Below are 15,279 nucleotides of genomic sequence, written 5' to 3'. Positions count from 1 at the left end.
TTTTATGTCTCTGTTTTGCAGAAATAAATATGGCCTTTTTTCCTACACTGTTCAAGATGACAGGCGAGGATAAAACAAGCTGATATTGGGATCCAGGGAGTTATTTATGGAATACCCAGTAACTGATGGCCGGCTTGTCAAAACGGTTGAAAATTCGGTGCAGTTTTCGCCTTTCGATGTAGACGGAATCACCTTTTTCCAGGTCATATGATTGATCTTCAAATTCAATCGTCAGCGTACCTTCAATGACGATACAGACTTCAGAAAAAATATGTCGTGCAAGACGCCCTTTTTCTGCCTTACCGGGTTCTATTGTAATGATCCTATATATTTGACGATCATATCCGAAATCTATTAGTTCATCTGTCATATTTTGGTCAGGGTAGATTGTCGGAATTCGTTCATTTTTGCGGATTATCATCTTGGGGGATTTTTCGTCTGTCAAGATGGTAATGATGTCAGTCCCCAGAATTTCCGCAACCCATTGCAGGTCATTGACTGTGGGACTGCTTTTCCCGGTTTCAAGATTACTGAGAAAGCCTACCGAAAATCCTGTGTATTCTGATAAATCCCGCAGCGTCAATCCTTTTTCTTTTCTGATTTTGCTGATTTTCGTGCCAATCTTGTCAAGGTTAATTGTGTTCACCTCATACTCCTCCCACTTTAAGAAAAGAATCTAGGCGTTTTGAAAACGCCATGACCAGCATAAATGCCGATTATTTTGTCAAAAAACTACTCCATATTCTCTATAGTATCATATAAACATTTTTTTTTACAGATATTTTTTATAAAGAAACTATTGACTTTTATCTAAAGTAGATTTATTATCACAGATAATTCATAATTATGAACAATATTTCATGAAATTGAAAAAAGAACTGTATTTTTATTTTTGAAATACCACTTGAGGGAAAAATATGGTAGGAGGAAACATATGTTAGGGGTAAACAGTAAAAATATTAAACATCTTGATTTCAAAAACGACAAAAGATTTCTAGGGCAGCCCAAGGGGATGCTGACTACATCTTTTATGGCACTTGCGCAGGCATTTGGAAACTATGGAATGACTGCAATTCTGATATACTATCTTTATGAGGCGGCGACTACGGGAGGACTTGGATTTTCAAAGACAGAAGCGGCTCAGTTTGTAAACGTATATAATTCGCTGACTTTCATGTGCGGCGTGGTCGGGGCCTATATGGCAGATCGTCTTCTTGGTGTGCGTAAAGCCATCTCTATTGGATATGCGGTGAGAACCGTAGGGTATTTGCTTCTGGCAGTTCCGATGGGGGGAGCAGGTTTTTATTTTGCCAGCCAGCTGCTTTTGCTGGTATCAAGTGCCTGCATGGGCACCAGTCTGTATGCTCTGGCCGGGAAGCTTTATTCCAAGGATGATACAAGACGGGATGCGGGTTTTACGATCATGTATGTGGTAAATAACGTTGGAGCTGTTGCTCCAGTTATCACAGGAACAGTTGCATTGGTTCTAAATTACAATGTGGGATTTCTGGTGGCAGCAGCTGTACAGGGTGCTGGATGGGTGGTCTATGTGCTGACTCAGAATGCCTTGTTCGGAAATGCGGGCATTGCTCCGGATGACCCTCCGAAGGAAGAAAATGGCGTTCAGAAAATGCTTTTTAAATTGATCATTCTCATGCTTATTGTAGTGGCGGTGATTGTGGCCCTGCTGGGAACTGGAGCTGTTTCACCGGCTGCATTCTGTAATGCAGTTAGTGTTATCAGTATTTTCCTTCCACTTGTTTATCTGGGTTATATATACAAGAGCAAGAAGACAACCCGTGCTGAAGCAAAACGCTTGATACCTTTTCTTTTCATTTTTATTGGAAACTGTTTTAACTTGATGGTCTGGAACCAGTCTACAACTATCCTGGCAATATATGCGGCAGAACGTGTAAATATGAATTTTTTCGGATTTACGCTTACACCTGCTGCTTTCCAGACAGTGCCTGCTGTTTATGCAATAATTTTTGGAACACTGGCCAACATGCTTTGGACCAAAATGGGGACAAAGCAGCCCAATACAGCGCTCAAAGCAGGCATAGGAACTGTTTTGTGGGCACTTGGTCCTCTTTTTATGATTCTGCCCTTTGTTCTTTATACAGCGGATGTCAAAGTGAGTCCTTTGTGGCTGATGGGATTTTACTTTATCGTCATCTGGGGAGAGGCCTTGACCAATCCGGTTGGTATGTCGGCTTCTACAAAAGTGGCACCTCTGGCGTTTAGCGCACAGATGGTTACTATATGGGAATTGAGTAAATCAACAGGTGCCGGATTGAGTGCACTGGTAGTGAATTTTTATCATGAAGGTTCTGAAACACCGTATTTCTTGATTATTGGTGCTGTGACTCTTCTAGTTGGGCTGGTCATATGGATATTTAATAAAAAGCTATCTAATATGATGGAATAGGTATTATGCAAAAACTAAATTAAATATAAAGAGGAGGAAAAATATGATTCAATCAAGAGTTGATAGGATTTTAGCAAAGATGAAAGAGGAAGGAATAACTCAGATGATTATCTCTGACTCACCGGCTATTTTTTATCTGACCGGAAAATGGATCCGTTCCGGGGAAAGAATGCAGGCGCTTTACCTGAACGTCAATGGAAAAAATAAATTGTTTCTCAACAGGCTGTTTCCGCAGAAGGATGACCTGGGGGTGGAGATTGTTTATTATGATGATGTAGAGGACAGCGTAGAAATCCTCAGTAAGTTTGTGGAAAAAGATAAACCAATTGGTGTGGATAAGTTCTGGCAGGCAAGATTTCTTTTAAGACTCCAGGAGCTGGGGTCAGGAAGTAAATATCTTAATGGATCTATTATTGTTGATCATGTCAGGCTGATTAAGGATGCAAAGGAACAGAAACTTATGTGGGAAGCGGGACTGGCAAATGACAAAATTATGGAACAATTGGTGCCGCTGGTGGTGAAAGGTTATACGGAAAAAGAGATGAATGATATCGTTCGTAAGATGTATTTGGATAGTGGGCATTCCGGAGTTTCATTTGATCCCATTATCGGATATGGAAAATCAAATGGAGACCCACACCATGCTACCGATAACACAAAGGGAAAAAGGGGTGACAGTGTTATAATAGATATCGGTGGTGTTCTGAACGATTATTGCTCGGATATGACTAGAACCGTATTTATTGGAGAGGTTTCTGAACGCGGCAGGGAGATTTATGAAATTGTAAAAGAAGCACAGGCCAGGGGAATCGCAGCTGCAAAACCAGGCAACAGGATGTGTGATGTTGACCATGCTTGCAGGGATTATATTACTGAAAAAGGCTATGGTGATTATTTTGTGTGCAGAACAGGACATACAATTGGTATTGAGGATCACGAATTTGGAGATGTATCTTCCGTAAATGAGGAAATTATTAAGCCAGGGCAGGTATTCTCTATTGAACCGGGTGTTTACCTGGACGACGAGGCACTTGGGGTCAGAATAGAAGATCTCGTACTGATTACAGAGGATGGATGTGAGGTATTGAATCACTATACGAAAGATTTAACCGTAGTTCCTGAAAATAACTAATAAAGTATTTTGCAGCAGAGGAAGCTGTCTTCTACAAATGGCTTATATCTGTAAAAGGCAGCTTTTTAATTTGTTTGTATACCATTTTTCCATATTCATTTATATGAAATATTATGAGCTAAATTTATATTATATATGAAAAAATATTTTTACATGAAATAGTTGTTGAAAAAATCTGGAAATTGTGCTATTTTTAAATTGATAATTCATATATATGAAATAGATGATTTTGTTTTGAAAATTGTAAAAGCTGCCTTGAATTGATTAGGTGAAATCAAAACAATGAAAGAAGGGGAAATATGGGGAAAAAAGAAGCAATGCGTATTGATTTCAAAGAAGACAAGAGGTTTATAGGGCACCCAAAAGGAATGCAGATAACGTCAACTATGGCTCTAGCTCAAGCTTTTGCCAACTATGGAATGACTGCCATTTTGATTTATTATCTGTATACATCTGTGTCAGAAGGAGGGCTGGGATTTTCACATGCTAATGCTGCTCAGTTCGTAAACGTTTATACTGCTTTTGCTGGTATAGCAGGAATTATAGGCGGATATGTGGCTGATCGTTTTCTGGGCGTAAGAAAGGCCATCACAATAGGATATGCAGTTGCAACAGCTGGTTATTTCCTTTTGGCAGTTCCCGGAGGCGGCCCGGCACTTTATCTGGCAAGTCAGATTATGCTGCTTGCTGCAGCCGTGTGCAGAGGAAACAGCCTTTATGCTTTGGCAGGAAAGCTTTATGCTAAAGATGATGGACGTCGGGACAGCGGATTCAGCATTATGTATGTCATGAATAACGTAGGTGCAGTAGCTCCTGTAATAACCGGGACAATAGCACAGGTTTTGAATTATCATATGGGATTTTTGTTTGCAGCTGTTATTCAGTTTATTGGATGGATAATTTATGTGGCAAGTCAAAACAAAGTATTTGGAGATGCAGGGATTGAACCGGATGATCCGTTTTCTGATGAAAAGAGAAATAAAATGCTTTTTGGAATTACAGCATCTTTACTTGTGTTTGTATTGGTTGTTGTAGTACTTTTTGTAACAGGTATCGTTACTCCAACTGCTTTTTGTAATGTAGTCAGTGTTGTAAGTATTTTTATTCCCATTATATATATCGTTTACATCTACAACAGTAAAAAGACAAGCAAAGAAGAAGCGGTGAGAATTATTCCCTTTATTTTCATATTTGCTGCGAATTGTTTTAATATGATGATTTGGAACCAGTCTACAACCATACTGGCGATATATGCAGCAGAACGTGTAAATATGAATTTTTTCGGCTTTAAGCTGACACCTGCCGCTTTTCAGACAGTACCGGCTGTTTATGCAATAATTTTTGGAACGCTGGCCGCCAGCCTTTGGACTAAAATGAAAGAAAAACAGCCCAACACACCGCTGAAATTTGGGATAGGAACTGTTTTTTATGGACTTGCTACTCTATTTATGATCATGCCATTTGTGCTGTATCCTGCCAATGTAAAAGTAAATCCGATGTGGCTGATGATTTTCTATGCTCTAATGATATGGGGGGAGGCAATGACTTCACCTGTAGGAATGTCGACAGCTTCGAAAGTTGCACCAGTTGCTTTTACTGCTCAGATGATGACAGTATGGCAGTTGGGTTTGTCCACAGGCTCTGGCTTAAGTGCCCTTGCTGTAAATTTCTATAAAGAAGGAAGTGAAAGCATTTATTTTCTTGAAATTGGAGGAGTTACTTTTTTGATAGGATTGATACTTTGGATATTTAATAAGAAGCTAAACAAAATGATGGAATAAATTTTATTTTGATAAGGGATATTTCAGGCAGCATTGAAATAATTGATAAAGTGTTTTCCTGCCTTTAGAACTGAAAGCTTGTATAGAAAATAAATAAGGAGGAACTTATAAATGAATGAAGAGAAGTTATTATCTTATATGGAAAATGAACATTTAGACGGATTTTTCGTAGCCAAAAAGGAAAATGTACGTTACATCAGTGGTTATACAGGAGATGACAGTTATCTTCTTATAACAAGATCAAACTACTACTTTCTTACAGATCCCAGGTATACTGAGCAGGCGGCCTTAGAATGCCCGCAATATAAAGTGGTAAATTGGAGGGAAAAAAGGAAGCCGATAGGATGTAAAATTGGTGAATTGATGAAAGAGAACAAGCTTTCTGCTCTGGCCTTTGAAGCGGATAAAATGAATTTTGCCGATTACCAGTCGTTTAGAGAGGCTTTCAGGGGAGAATTGGTTCCTGAGACAGGTGTCATTGAAAAAATGCGCCAGGTTAAGACTCCCCAGGAAATTGAATATCAAAGAGCGGCATGTGAGATATCCTGCCGTGCTCTGGAAAAGCTTCTGCCGGAAATAAGAGTGGGTGTAACCGAAAAGGAACTGGCGGCAAAATTATCTTTATATATGGTTATGGAAGGTGCCGATACCATGCCTTATGGCAATATTTTGATTTCCGGTGCAAGGACTTCACTTCTGCATGGGATTCCCTCGGAAAAATCTATTGAATATGGTGATTTCGTGCTGATGGATTTTGGCTGTCAGGTACACGGCTATATGTCAGATATGACAAGAACGGTAATAGTGGGGAAAGCAACAGATAAGCAGAAAGAGGTATATGATTTGGAGAAAAAGATGGTGGAAGATTGTCTTGCCATAACGAAAGCTGGAGTTACTGGAAGAGAGATCTATCGTGAATCTTTAAAAGCCCTGGAAGGGACAGAATATATGGGATACCAGTACACGAATATCGGACATGGTATAGGGCTTTTTGTTCATGAAGGACCATTTTCCTCAGAGCCGGATCTAACCGAGCTGATGTCGGGAAATGTAAGGACCATAGAGCCTGGAATATATATTCCGGGATGGGGAGGTGTGAGAATTGAGGATCAGATACTTGTAACAGAGGACGGATATGAAAATATGGTTCGTTTCACACATGACCTGGTAGAATTATAAAAATATTATACAGCTTTCTATGATATTCTGATTTCATCATAGAAAGCTATATTTTACAGATTCTTATATTATTTAATGCTGATTCCAGCATCAAATCCTTCTCTTGTTGCAGCTAGAGCATTGCTTGTCTTCACTGCACCAGCTATGACAACAACATTATCATGGCTTTCTTTTAATTCTTCTGCTAGTTTATTGTTAGGTCTATAGCCCAGACCAATTACCACTGTATCCGCAGAAATTGTAAATTTACCCCGACTGTTTTCAACAACAACACCCTCATCTAATATTTCAACAACCTTAGTTTCCGTATATTTCTTTACGCCGTATTCATCTAATATTTTCATTATATTATATTTATTAACTCCATCCAGTTCCCTAAATAAACTCGGGCACATTTCCACAACCGAAACATCCTTTTGCTGCATGGCCAAATGAGCAGCAGTTTCTCCACCTACTTCACCGCCGCCGGCTATTACTATTTTATCTCCAGTTGCAGTGTTACCAAGAAGCGCATCTTCTGCTGAAATTACATGCGGTTTATCTATACCCTTTATTGGAGGCATAAGTGGAGCTCCGCCTGTAGCTATTATTATTACATCAGGATTTTTCTCATCTACCAGTTCATTTGTAACTTCAGAATTTAAGTATACTTTAACACCTAACTTGTTCAGTTCATTTGTTATCCATGCAATGTAAGTACTTAGTTCACCCTTGCATGGAGGATAAGCTGCAGATCTGAATTGTCCTCCCAGAAAACTTCTTTTTTCATAAAGGCTGACCTTATGTCCTTTTATAGCGGCTGTTCTTGCTGCCTCCAATCCTCCAGGGCCTCCACCTACAATTAAAACGGATTTGGGCTCATCTACTTTTGAATAATCTAATTCCCATTCCTTTCCCAAGCTAGGATTAACTAAACAGGTGATGGGTCCGCCAACATATAACGATCCAGTACATCCTTGAAGGCAGCCAATACAATATCTTATTGATGTTAAATCTTCTGTACTTGCCTTATTCGGCAGATCCGGATCTGCTAGAGAGCCTCTTCCCATGCCGATAAAATCAGCTTTGTCCAATTCTAAAATACTTTCCGCCATTCTTGGATCGTTGATTCTATTTACTGTAAATACAGGTATGTTAACTATTTTTTTTATTTCTGCTGCATTATCAACGCCAAAAGCATGTGGATAGTACATTGGTGCTACAATTCCACCGTCATTGTGATCACCATATGCACCATTTGAAACATGCAGGGCATCAAACCCCCATTTTTCAAATAATTTTGCCAAGACTCTGGACTCTGCCATATCTCTGCCGCCCTCAAATCCCTCGTAAGCGGAAAAACGTATTGTTACAGGAAAGTCCTTTCCAACTTTGGAACGTACGCTTTCATATACTTCTTTTATAATTCTCACACGGTTGTCCAAACATCCCCCGTATTTATCTGTTCTTTTATTTGCATAAGTTGACATAAATTCAGCAAGCAGATATCCATGGGCGGCATGTACCTCCACTCCGTCGAAGCCTGCCTTTTTTGCTCTTAATGCGCAATCACCGAAATCCTGAACTATTTGTTCTATTTCAGGTATCGTAATCTCTCTTGGGAGCTCTCTAAGCCAGGGACAAGGTATTGCTGAAGGAGCAACTGGCTGCATTCCACCGTTTACAGCGCTACAGCTCTGTCTTCCTGCATGATATATTTGACAAAATATTTTACTCTCATACTTATGAATAGTATCAGTTAGTTTCTTGTGACTTTCAATCTGTTCATCATTCCAAAGACCGGCAATGTATTTATATCCCATGGCATTTTTGTTAATTGCATAATCTTCTGTTATGATCAATCCCCAGCCGCCTTTTGCTTTTGCTTCATGATAGGCAATGTATCTGTCTGTTGCCGTTCCGTCCTCGCTGCAGTAATTTGTAACCATGGCAGTAACTGCAAGTCTGTTTGGTATTTCACAGACATTGATTTTTTGTGGTGAGAATAGTTTCTTAAACATATTAAACCCTCCATATTTTATTTTAGATTTCGTTTACATATAAAATATAAACCCTGTATGAACTACAGAGTCAATATGTTTGTTTAAAATTTATCAATTTTTTTTACTGGCAGCCAAACCTCAATATACCTGAAGTATCCATTTGGTTCATGTACACGGGCAAGAAGATTGCCTATAACATTTCCTGCAAGCTCACAGCCATTATCTTCAATAAATTCAAGAGCTTTATTTAACAGCTTTAATGAGAAACTTCCTTTTTCACCGGCACAGATTACAGTATAAACACTTTGCGTACTTTTAACATGGTTAACCTTATCACTATTTAATGGGATATTAAATGCATCCGCATACTTTTTCTTTATGGAAAATCCCCATTCATAATTATTGTTGGTATCCCTGTTCATGACTGCGTCAAGCTGCATTTCAACTATTGTATCTATAAATGGAAAATAGTTTAGCCAAGTTTCGAAAAGACCGTCAAATTTTTCCTTTCCTGCATATTTATAATTAAATCTATGTATAAAATAATAAATGCTGGGACATTCGGTAAAGGAACATTTCCAAAGATTTTTTTTGATGTTATTTAAAGAATCTAAATACTTTTGATTTTTTTGCTTTAAGAATGTATAATATTTTAATTTATCTTCGAAATATTTCTGCCTTTTACTGATTCTTCCTATAAAGTTTTCCAGATTATCCGAGTGTAGAATTTCTTCAACTTCAGGAACTGAAAAATCGAAACTTCTAAACTTTTTATACTCAGTTAAAAAATTAATGTCCCAGGCTTCATAAAATCGATAGTTATTACTATCTTTACTTGGATTTACAATATTCTTTTTCTCTAAATAGCGAATCGTATCAATAGGTATATTAAGTATTCTTGAAACTTCACCAATCTTGTATTTCAATGCAGACTCCTCCTTGATTCGTAAATTTCGATTGTAATTTTTGTGTAAATTACTAGTTTATTATATCATGTGTTTTAATTGTTGGTATTGCTGTAATTTGTATATCAGTGGAGAATATTAGAAGATTGGATCAGTTGAATCTAAAGTAATAAATTGTTTTATATGTATGAAAGTATTAATCATTAAGACTACAAAGCCCCCTTAATTATAGGGGTACACCATTTTATAATATAATCAAGCACTTATATCACTATTCTTTTTATTAAGCAGAATGTCATTATAAGTATCCATAAGGCCATTAAATACCTTGTTCCAGGATCTTCTCAGTCCAGTATTTCTGGCATTTATGCTCAATGTGTTTCTTAAGTCTTCATCCTCAATTAACTCTACCATTAGATCGATTAGTTCATTCACATGTCTTGCCTTGAATTTAAGACCGTTAATTTTGTGTTTGATAGTATTTTTAACTCCTCCGGCATCAGCACCTATAACTGGAACACCGGAGGCCATGGCCTCAAGTACCACATTTCCAAAAGTCTCTGTTGAAGAAGGAAATACAAATATATCACTGGACGCATAAATCTGTGCCAGTTCTTTTCCCTTCTTAAATCCCGTGAATATGGTGCCTTTTGGAAAATCATTTTTACATTTATCCAGGTATGGCCCTTCTCCTGTTACAACAAGAGCTATCTTGTCTCCATATTTATTATAGACTTCTCTATAGGCATCAATTAAAATATCCAAATCTTTTTCTGGTGAAACCCTGCCTACATATAAAAATACCAATTTATTATTGATACCAAGCTGTCTTCTTAAATCCTCGCTTCTCAATTCAGGATTAAATTTTTCAGAATCTATACCTCTTGAAAAAATATCTGTATTTGATATTCCCTTATTTTTAAGATAATCTTTTATTTCCTCCGATGGACATAAGGTTAGATCATTCTGATTGTGAAACCATCTTAAATAAGTCCATATGTAATTGTTTAAAAAGTCCAAATTATAATAATTTAAATACTGACAAAAATTAGTTGTATAATTGGATACAGTAGGTATTCCGTGCTTTTTTCCATACTTTAATCCTGCCAACCCCATATTAAATTCAGTCATGAGCTGTATTATATCTGGTTTGAAATCAGATAGTAAAGTACTTAATCTAAAGGTGTTGGGGAAAGCTATTCTGCATTCCGGATAGAGAAAAAACTTTATACTGAAAAACCTTTGGATATTGCAGTTACCGTTTTTCTCTACATCATTATCAGGTGCAAATATTAAATATTTAATATTATTTGCTTCATAATATTCTGCAAGTTTGCTTAGAGTATTGGTAACTCCATTTATCTGTGGTAAAAAAGTATCTGTAAAAATAGCTACCTTCACGTTATCACTCCTCTATTTTTATCTTCCTAATATAATAATATTTCTTATAGTTAATTTCTGATTGCATATTTATGTTAAGTTTATGATAAATATTGTGAAGTTCAGTTAATATTGAGATCATTTAATGTATTTTTATCCATATTATTACTCATAATAATAATATTGCTAAGTTTTATGTATGAACAAGGAGTTTGATTATGTATGATAGGGATATCAAAATTATTATGTGGGAATAAGAATTTTGGAGATGAACTGAGGTATGTCCGTGGAGCCAGCCGGCAGAAGAATGGAGTCATCCCAGGGCATGGACCTGTAGTCGTCTGGAATTGCACCAGAACCTGTAATTTAAAGTGCAGACACTGTTATGCAGACTCCGACAGCAGGATATATCCGGGAGAACTTAATACCAAAGAGGCAAAAGATTTCATCGATGATTTACAGGAATTTAAAGTGCCGGTAATAATATTCTCAGGAGGAGAGCCGCTTCTTCGTAAAGATCTATTTGAATTAATTGAATATGCCAAACAACACAATATAAGAAGTACGATTTCCACCAATGGCACTCTTATTGACAGGAATACTGCAGACACACTCAAAAAATGTGGTGTGGGATATGTGGGTATAAGTTTAGATGGAATGGGTGAAAATCATGATAAGTTTAGGGGAACTAAAGGCTCTTTTTGCAATGCACTTATGGGAATAAGAAATTGCAGAGAAGCAGGTCAGAAGGTAGGATTGAGATTTACCATAAATAAGCATAATTATGGTCAGCTAAAAGATATATTTAATCTTGTTGAAGAAGAAAAAATAAATCGGGTTTGTTTCTATCATCTGGTTTATTCCGGCAGAGGAAGTTTTATGGTGGATGAGGATATAACTCATGATGAAGCCAGGGAAGCTATGAATCTGATTATGGAAAAGGCCATGGAATTTGGAGATAAAGTAGAAGTACTTACAGTAGACAATCATGCGGATTCAGTTTATCTGTATTTGAAAGCCAGGAAAAAATACAAGAAACTGTCAGAAAATATGTTTGAATTGATGAAATTAAATGGTGGAAATCGTTCGGGAATAGCCATTGCCAATGTGGATTACAAGGGAGATGTTCATCCGGATCAGTTTACAACTCAATATACTTTTGGAAATGTAAAAGAGAGAAGCTTTGGTGATATCTGGTCCGATACTTCAAATCCCATTATCAGTGGATTAAAGAATAGAAAAAGTTTATTAAAGGGAAGATGCAGCAGTTGTAAATGGCTTGATATTTGTAATGGAAATTTTAGAGCAAGGGCCAAGGCAGTAACGGGAGATTTCTGGGCATCGGATCCAGCTTGCTATCTGACAAATAAAGAAATAGGAGTCGGTGAATTCGCTGGGTTGATCTGATGTATATCGATGCAGCTGACATGATTTGTTTTGTCCTTATGAGACCAACTAAAATTATTTGAGGAGAGGAATATTTGATGATTATATCCTGGAATACTACCAATAAGTGCAATATGTATTGTAAACATTGTTATAGAGATTCTGGCAGGGAGGCTGAAAAAGAATTAAATACTGAAGAGGCAAAAGCACTGATGGATGAAATAGTAAAAGCTGGTTTCAAGATAATGATTTTTTCCGGTGGTGAGCCGCTTATGCGTGAAGATATTTATGAATTGATAAAGTATGCATCAGAAATTGGACTCAGACCAGTACTTGGAACTAATGGTACACTTATAACCTTAGAAGTGGCTGAAAGGTTAAAGAATTCAGAAGTTAGGAGAGTGGGAATTAGTTTGGACAGTTTAAATCCTAAAAGACACGATGATTTCAGAAATTATGATGGAGGCTGGAATAAAGCTGTTGAAGGCATGAAAAATTGCAGAAAAGTGGATCTGTCGTTTCAAATACATACTACTGTAATGAATTGGAATAAAAATGAAATATCAGATATAACGGACTTTGCGGTGAATATGGGAGCTGCAGCTCATCATATATTTTTCCTGGTACCTGCAGGAAGGGGAATATACATAAAAGATGAGGGGCTTAATAGAGAAGATTATGAAGGAGTTCTAAAGGATATAATGATAAAACAAAAGGAAGTATCTATAGAACTGAAACCCACTTGTGCACCTCAGTTCACGAGAATTGCTCTGCAAAATAATATAAAAACAAGATTTAAAAAGGGATGCTTGGCCGGCACTTTCTATTGTATCATAGATCCTGAAGGAAATGTGCGGCCCTGCGCCTATTTGGATTCTTCCATAGGAAATGTAAGAGAAACTCCTTTTGGCGAAATATGGAGGAATAGTTCTCTGCTGAATAAATTGAGAACTTCAAATTACAGGGGTAAATGTGGAGCCTGCAATTATAAAAAAACCTGCGGAGGCTGCAGAGCTCGTGCAGCTTTTTATAACAATGGAGATCCAATGTCGGAAGATTACTGGTGCCTGTGTTCTGGAAATAAAAGGGAGACATTTAATAATGGATAGAGAAAGCAGAGAAATACTTAATTTGATACAAACGGAATTTTCATTGGATTCAAAGCCTTTTTTGAAGATTGCCGACAAACTCAATATGACTGAACAAAAGGTTATAAATACAGTCAACAGGCTTAAGAAACAGGGATATATACGGAGAATAGGCGGCATATTCAATTCGAATAAACTGGGATATACAAGCCTTTTGTGTGCTGTAGAGGTGCCGGAACATAGAATTCATGAAGTGGCAGAATTCATAAGCAGCTACAAGGGAGTAACTCATAATTATCAAAGAAATAATGAGTACAATATCTGGTTTACAGTTACGGCAGCATCACAGGATAAAATTAAAAAATTTCTGAAAGACATTAAAATCAATATGGGGATTGAGAATATATTGGAACTGCCTGCAGTGGATGTGTTTAAAATCAATGCTGTTTTTTCCATGAAGGAGTGATAAAATATGCTGAGCCCGTTAGACATAAGTATTATTTGCAGGCTTCAGGAAGATATGCCTGTTGTATCAGAGCCATATAAGAAAATGGCAGATGAACTTGGAATTTCAGAGCAGCAGCTGTTGAATAGAGTTAGGGAATTTTTACAAATTGGAATTATGCGGAGATTTGGTGCAATTTTAAATCACAGGAATGCTGGGTTTAAGGCAAATGCCATGGTGGTCTGGAAGGTACCAGAGGAAAATATTAAAAAAGTAACAGATATTATGGTGGGATTCAAGGAGGTGAGTCATTGCTGCAGGAGGCCTGTATATGACAACTGGTTCTATAATATTTTTACAATGATTCATGGACAGACAAAAAATGTATGTGAAGATATAGTACAAAAGATATCAGAGTTAAGTCATATCGACAACTACAGCATATTGTACAGCATCTGTGAATTCAAGAAAACCAGCATGAAATATTTTAAAGATTAAAAGCTGCCGAAGACATTCATGGTGCATAAAGAGAGTTACCGAAAGGATCTATTCAGTCAATGTCTCTATAGCATTTTTCACAGGGAAATCCATTTAATATGCAGATATCCATATTACATTTTTTTGTCTTTTTAATATACCCTGTTCCCCATTTTATAATCTCAATCATTATAGGGATGAAGCTTACGCCGATTTCTGTCAAAGAGTATTCCACTTTAGGTGGTACCTCTCTATATACCTTTCTGTTTACAAGCTTATCTCGTTCAAGTTCTCTTAATTGTTGTGTGAGTACTCCTCTTGAAATAGTGGTCATCAATTTCTGGAGCTCATTAAAACGCATTGTCTTATTGTGAAGAGCCCATAGAATCGGTAACTTCCATTTTCCCATTAATATGTTTTGGGTTGAAGATACAGGGCAAAATTTAATTTTATCATTCACTTTAAATCCTTATCCTTTCGCATTAGTCTATATTATATGACTATGTAATAAAAATGTGCGTACTTGTAATATTAAGCATACACTTATATTATTATATTTGTAATAGATAAAAAAATCAAGGAGGAAAATTAAATGGATGAGATAATAAAACTTTTTAAGGAGAATGGATTTGGGTTTTTAGCAACTGTAGATAATGGAAGACCTAGAGTAAGACCTTTTGGCTTCATGACCTGGGATAAAGGCAAACTGTATTTCTGTACTAACAGCACAAAGAAAGTTTATAAGCAGCTTCTTGAATCACCGTATATTGAATACAGCACCACGTCAAAGGACATGATCACAGGAAGAATAAGTGGAAAAGTTGTATTTTCCGATGATAAAGACAAAAAAGAACTGGTACTAAATTCATCAGAACTTGTGAAAAAATTATATAAATCTTCGGATAATCCTATTTTTAAAATATTCTATATTGAACATGGTACAGCAACAATTTCAGATTTAACAGGAGAAAATTCTAAGGAGATAGAATTTTAGTTTCAGACAGGAGAATACTGCTGGATCTGTGGTATGAACCGAGGAAGTTCATACCATAACTGATGTTTGCTTTTGCACTTTGAATAATAAAGGTGCAGCGTT

General features: G+C 36.9%; 14 protein-coding genes. 9 read left to right on the top strand and 5 right to left on the bottom strand.

Going from position 1 to position 15,279, the window contains the following annotated elements; all coding sequences use genetic code 11:
- Nucleotides 1–100: 100 nt before the first annotated feature.
- A complete protein-coding gene (locus tag CLLU_RS05515; RefSeq protein ID WP_106008577.1) occupies nucleotides 101–646 on the bottom strand; it encodes a cupin domain-containing protein in 546 nt (181 codons plus the stop codon).
- Between the two features lie 288 nt (nucleotides 647–934).
- On the opposite strand from CLLU_RS05515, the gene CLLU_RS05510 reads away from it, so the two are divergent.
- The 4 genes from CLLU_RS05510 (at nucleotide 935) to CLLU_RS05495 (ending at nucleotide 6,520) form a co-directional block, all read left to right on the top strand.
- Nucleotides 935–2,428: a peptide MFS transporter gene (locus CLLU_RS05510; protein ID WP_106008576.1), complete on the top strand. Its 1,494-nt coding sequence runs from the start codon at nucleotides 935–937 to the stop codon at nucleotides 2,426–2,428.
- Between the two features lie 43 nt (nucleotides 2,429–2,471).
- Nucleotides 2,472–3,560: a M24 family metallopeptidase gene (locus tag CLLU_RS05505; protein ID WP_106008575.1), complete on the top strand. Its 1,089-nt coding sequence runs from the start codon at nucleotides 2,472–2,474 to the stop codon at nucleotides 3,558–3,560.
- 299 nt (nucleotides 3,561–3,859) lie between these two features.
- Nucleotides 3,860–5,341, top strand: a complete 1,482-nt coding sequence (locus CLLU_RS05500; protein WP_106008574.1) for a peptide MFS transporter — start codon at nucleotides 3,860–3,862, stop codon at nucleotides 5,339–5,341.
- 111 nt (nucleotides 5,342–5,452) lie between these two features.
- Nucleotides 5,453–6,520, top strand: a complete 1,068-nt coding sequence (locus tag CLLU_RS05495) for a M24 family metallopeptidase (RefSeq protein ID WP_106008573.1) — start codon at nucleotides 5,453–5,455, stop codon at nucleotides 6,518–6,520.
- 68 nt (nucleotides 6,521–6,588) lie between these two features.
- On the opposite strand, the gene CLLU_RS05490 is transcribed toward CLLU_RS05495, so the two are convergent.
- From CLLU_RS05490 to CLLU_RS05480, 3 genes are all read right to left on the bottom strand, one after another.
- Nucleotides 6,589–8,520, bottom strand: coding sequence for an oxidoreductase (locus tag CLLU_RS05490; protein WP_106008572.1), 1,932 nt, complete (start codon nucleotides 8,518–8,520; stop codon nucleotides 6,589–6,591).
- A gap of 83 nt (nucleotides 8,521–8,603) precedes the next feature.
- The gene (locus CLLU_RS05485; RefSeq protein ID WP_158255884.1) at nucleotides 8,604–9,428 is read right to left on the bottom strand and encodes a MerR family transcriptional regulator; all 825 of its coding nucleotides are present in this window, start codon (nucleotides 9,426–9,428) and stop codon (nucleotides 8,604–8,606) included.
- 234 nt (nucleotides 9,429–9,662) lie between these two features.
- Nucleotides 9,663–10,808 carry a glycosyltransferase family 4 protein gene (locus CLLU_RS05480; protein ID WP_106008570.1) on the bottom strand — a complete coding sequence of 382 codons (1,146 nt, stop codon included), beginning with the start codon at nucleotides 10,806–10,808 and terminating at the stop codon, nucleotides 9,663–9,665.
- Nucleotides 10,809–11,009: 201 nt separating this feature from the next.
- Between CLLU_RS05480 and nirJ1 the strand changes: the two genes are divergently transcribed.
- From nirJ1 to ahbB, 4 genes are all read left to right on the top strand, one after another.
- Nucleotides 11,010–12,194: a putative heme d1 biosynthesis radical SAM protein NirJ1 gene (gene nirJ1 / locus CLLU_RS05475; RefSeq protein WP_106008569.1), complete on the top strand. Its 1,185-nt coding sequence runs from the start codon at nucleotides 11,010–11,012 to the stop codon at nucleotides 12,192–12,194.
- A gap of 77 nt (nucleotides 12,195–12,271) precedes the next feature.
- Nucleotides 12,272–13,282 (top strand): putative heme d1 biosynthesis radical SAM protein NirJ2, encoded by a 1,011-nt coding sequence (gene nirJ2, locus CLLU_RS05470; RefSeq protein ID WP_106008568.1) that lies wholly within the window; start codon nucleotides 12,272–12,274, stop codon nucleotides 13,280–13,282.
- Nucleotides 13,275–13,727, top strand: a complete 453-nt coding sequence (gene ahbA, locus CLLU_RS05465; RefSeq protein WP_106008567.1) for a siroheme decarboxylase subunit alpha — start codon at nucleotides 13,275–13,277, stop codon at nucleotides 13,725–13,727. The genes nirJ2 and ahbA overlap by 8 nt, the downstream gene beginning before the upstream one ends.
- A gap of 6 nt (nucleotides 13,728–13,733) precedes the next feature.
- Nucleotides 13,734–14,204: a siroheme decarboxylase subunit beta gene (gene ahbB, locus CLLU_RS05460; RefSeq protein ID WP_106008566.1), complete on the top strand. Its 471-nt coding sequence runs from the start codon at nucleotides 13,734–13,736 to the stop codon at nucleotides 14,202–14,204.
- A gap of 52 nt (nucleotides 14,205–14,256) precedes the next feature.
- On the opposite strand, the gene CLLU_RS05455 is transcribed toward ahbB, so the two are convergent.
- Nucleotides 14,257–14,643: a winged helix-turn-helix transcriptional regulator gene (locus tag CLLU_RS05455; RefSeq protein WP_242977488.1), complete on the bottom strand. Its 387-nt coding sequence runs from the start codon at nucleotides 14,641–14,643 to the stop codon at nucleotides 14,257–14,259.
- Nucleotides 14,644–14,775: 132 nt separating this feature from the next.
- On the opposite strand from CLLU_RS05455, the gene CLLU_RS05450 reads away from it, so the two are divergent.
- Complete coding sequence (locus tag CLLU_RS05450; protein WP_106008565.1) at nucleotides 14,776–15,177, top strand: pyridoxamine 5'-phosphate oxidase family protein; 402 nt, start codon at nucleotides 14,776–14,778, stop codon at nucleotides 15,175–15,177.
- Nucleotides 15,178–15,279: the final 102 nt, after the last annotated feature.

The sequence above is a fragment of the Clostridium luticellarii genome (assembly GCF_002995845.1).
GTDB classification, from domain to species: Bacteria; Bacillota; Clostridia; order Clostridiales; family Clostridiaceae; genus Clostridium_B; species Clostridium_B luticellarii.
This window is presented reverse-complemented; position numbering and strand designations above follow the sequence as displayed.

Excerpts from the sequence above, each read along its gene's own strand:
- CLLU_RS05510 (WP_106008576.1), top strand. The coding sequence starts at position 935 with ATGTTAGGGGTAAACAGTAAAAATATTAAACATCTTGATTTCAAAAAC.
- CLLU_RS05505 (WP_106008575.1), top strand. The coding sequence starts at position 2,472 with ATGATTCAATCAAGAGTTGATAGGATTTTAGCAAAGATGAAAGAGGAA.
- CLLU_RS05500 (WP_106008574.1), top strand. The coding sequence starts at position 3,860 with ATGGGGAAAAAAGAAGCAATGCGTATTGATTTCAAAGAAGACAAGAGG.
- CLLU_RS05495 (WP_106008573.1), top strand. The coding sequence starts at position 5,453 with ATGAATGAAGAGAAGTTATTATCTTATATGGAAAATGAACATTTAGAC.
- CLLU_RS05490 (WP_106008572.1), bottom strand. The coding sequence starts at position 8,520 with ATGTTTAAGAAACTATTCTCACCACAAAAAATCAATGTCTGTGAAATA.
- nirJ1 (WP_106008569.1), top strand. The coding sequence starts at position 11,010 with ATGATAGGGATATCAAAATTATTATGTGGGAATAAGAATTTTGGAGAT.
- nirJ2 (WP_106008568.1), top strand. The coding sequence starts at position 12,272 with ATGATTATATCCTGGAATACTACCAATAAGTGCAATATGTATTGTAAA.
- ahbA (WP_106008567.1), top strand. The coding sequence starts at position 13,275 with ATGGATAGAGAAAGCAGAGAAATACTTAATTTGATACAAACGGAATTT.
- ahbB (WP_106008566.1), top strand. The coding sequence starts at position 13,734 with ATGCTGAGCCCGTTAGACATAAGTATTATTTGCAGGCTTCAGGAAGAT.
- CLLU_RS05450 (WP_106008565.1), top strand. The coding sequence starts at position 14,776 with ATGGATGAGATAATAAAACTTTTTAAGGAGAATGGATTTGGGTTTTTA.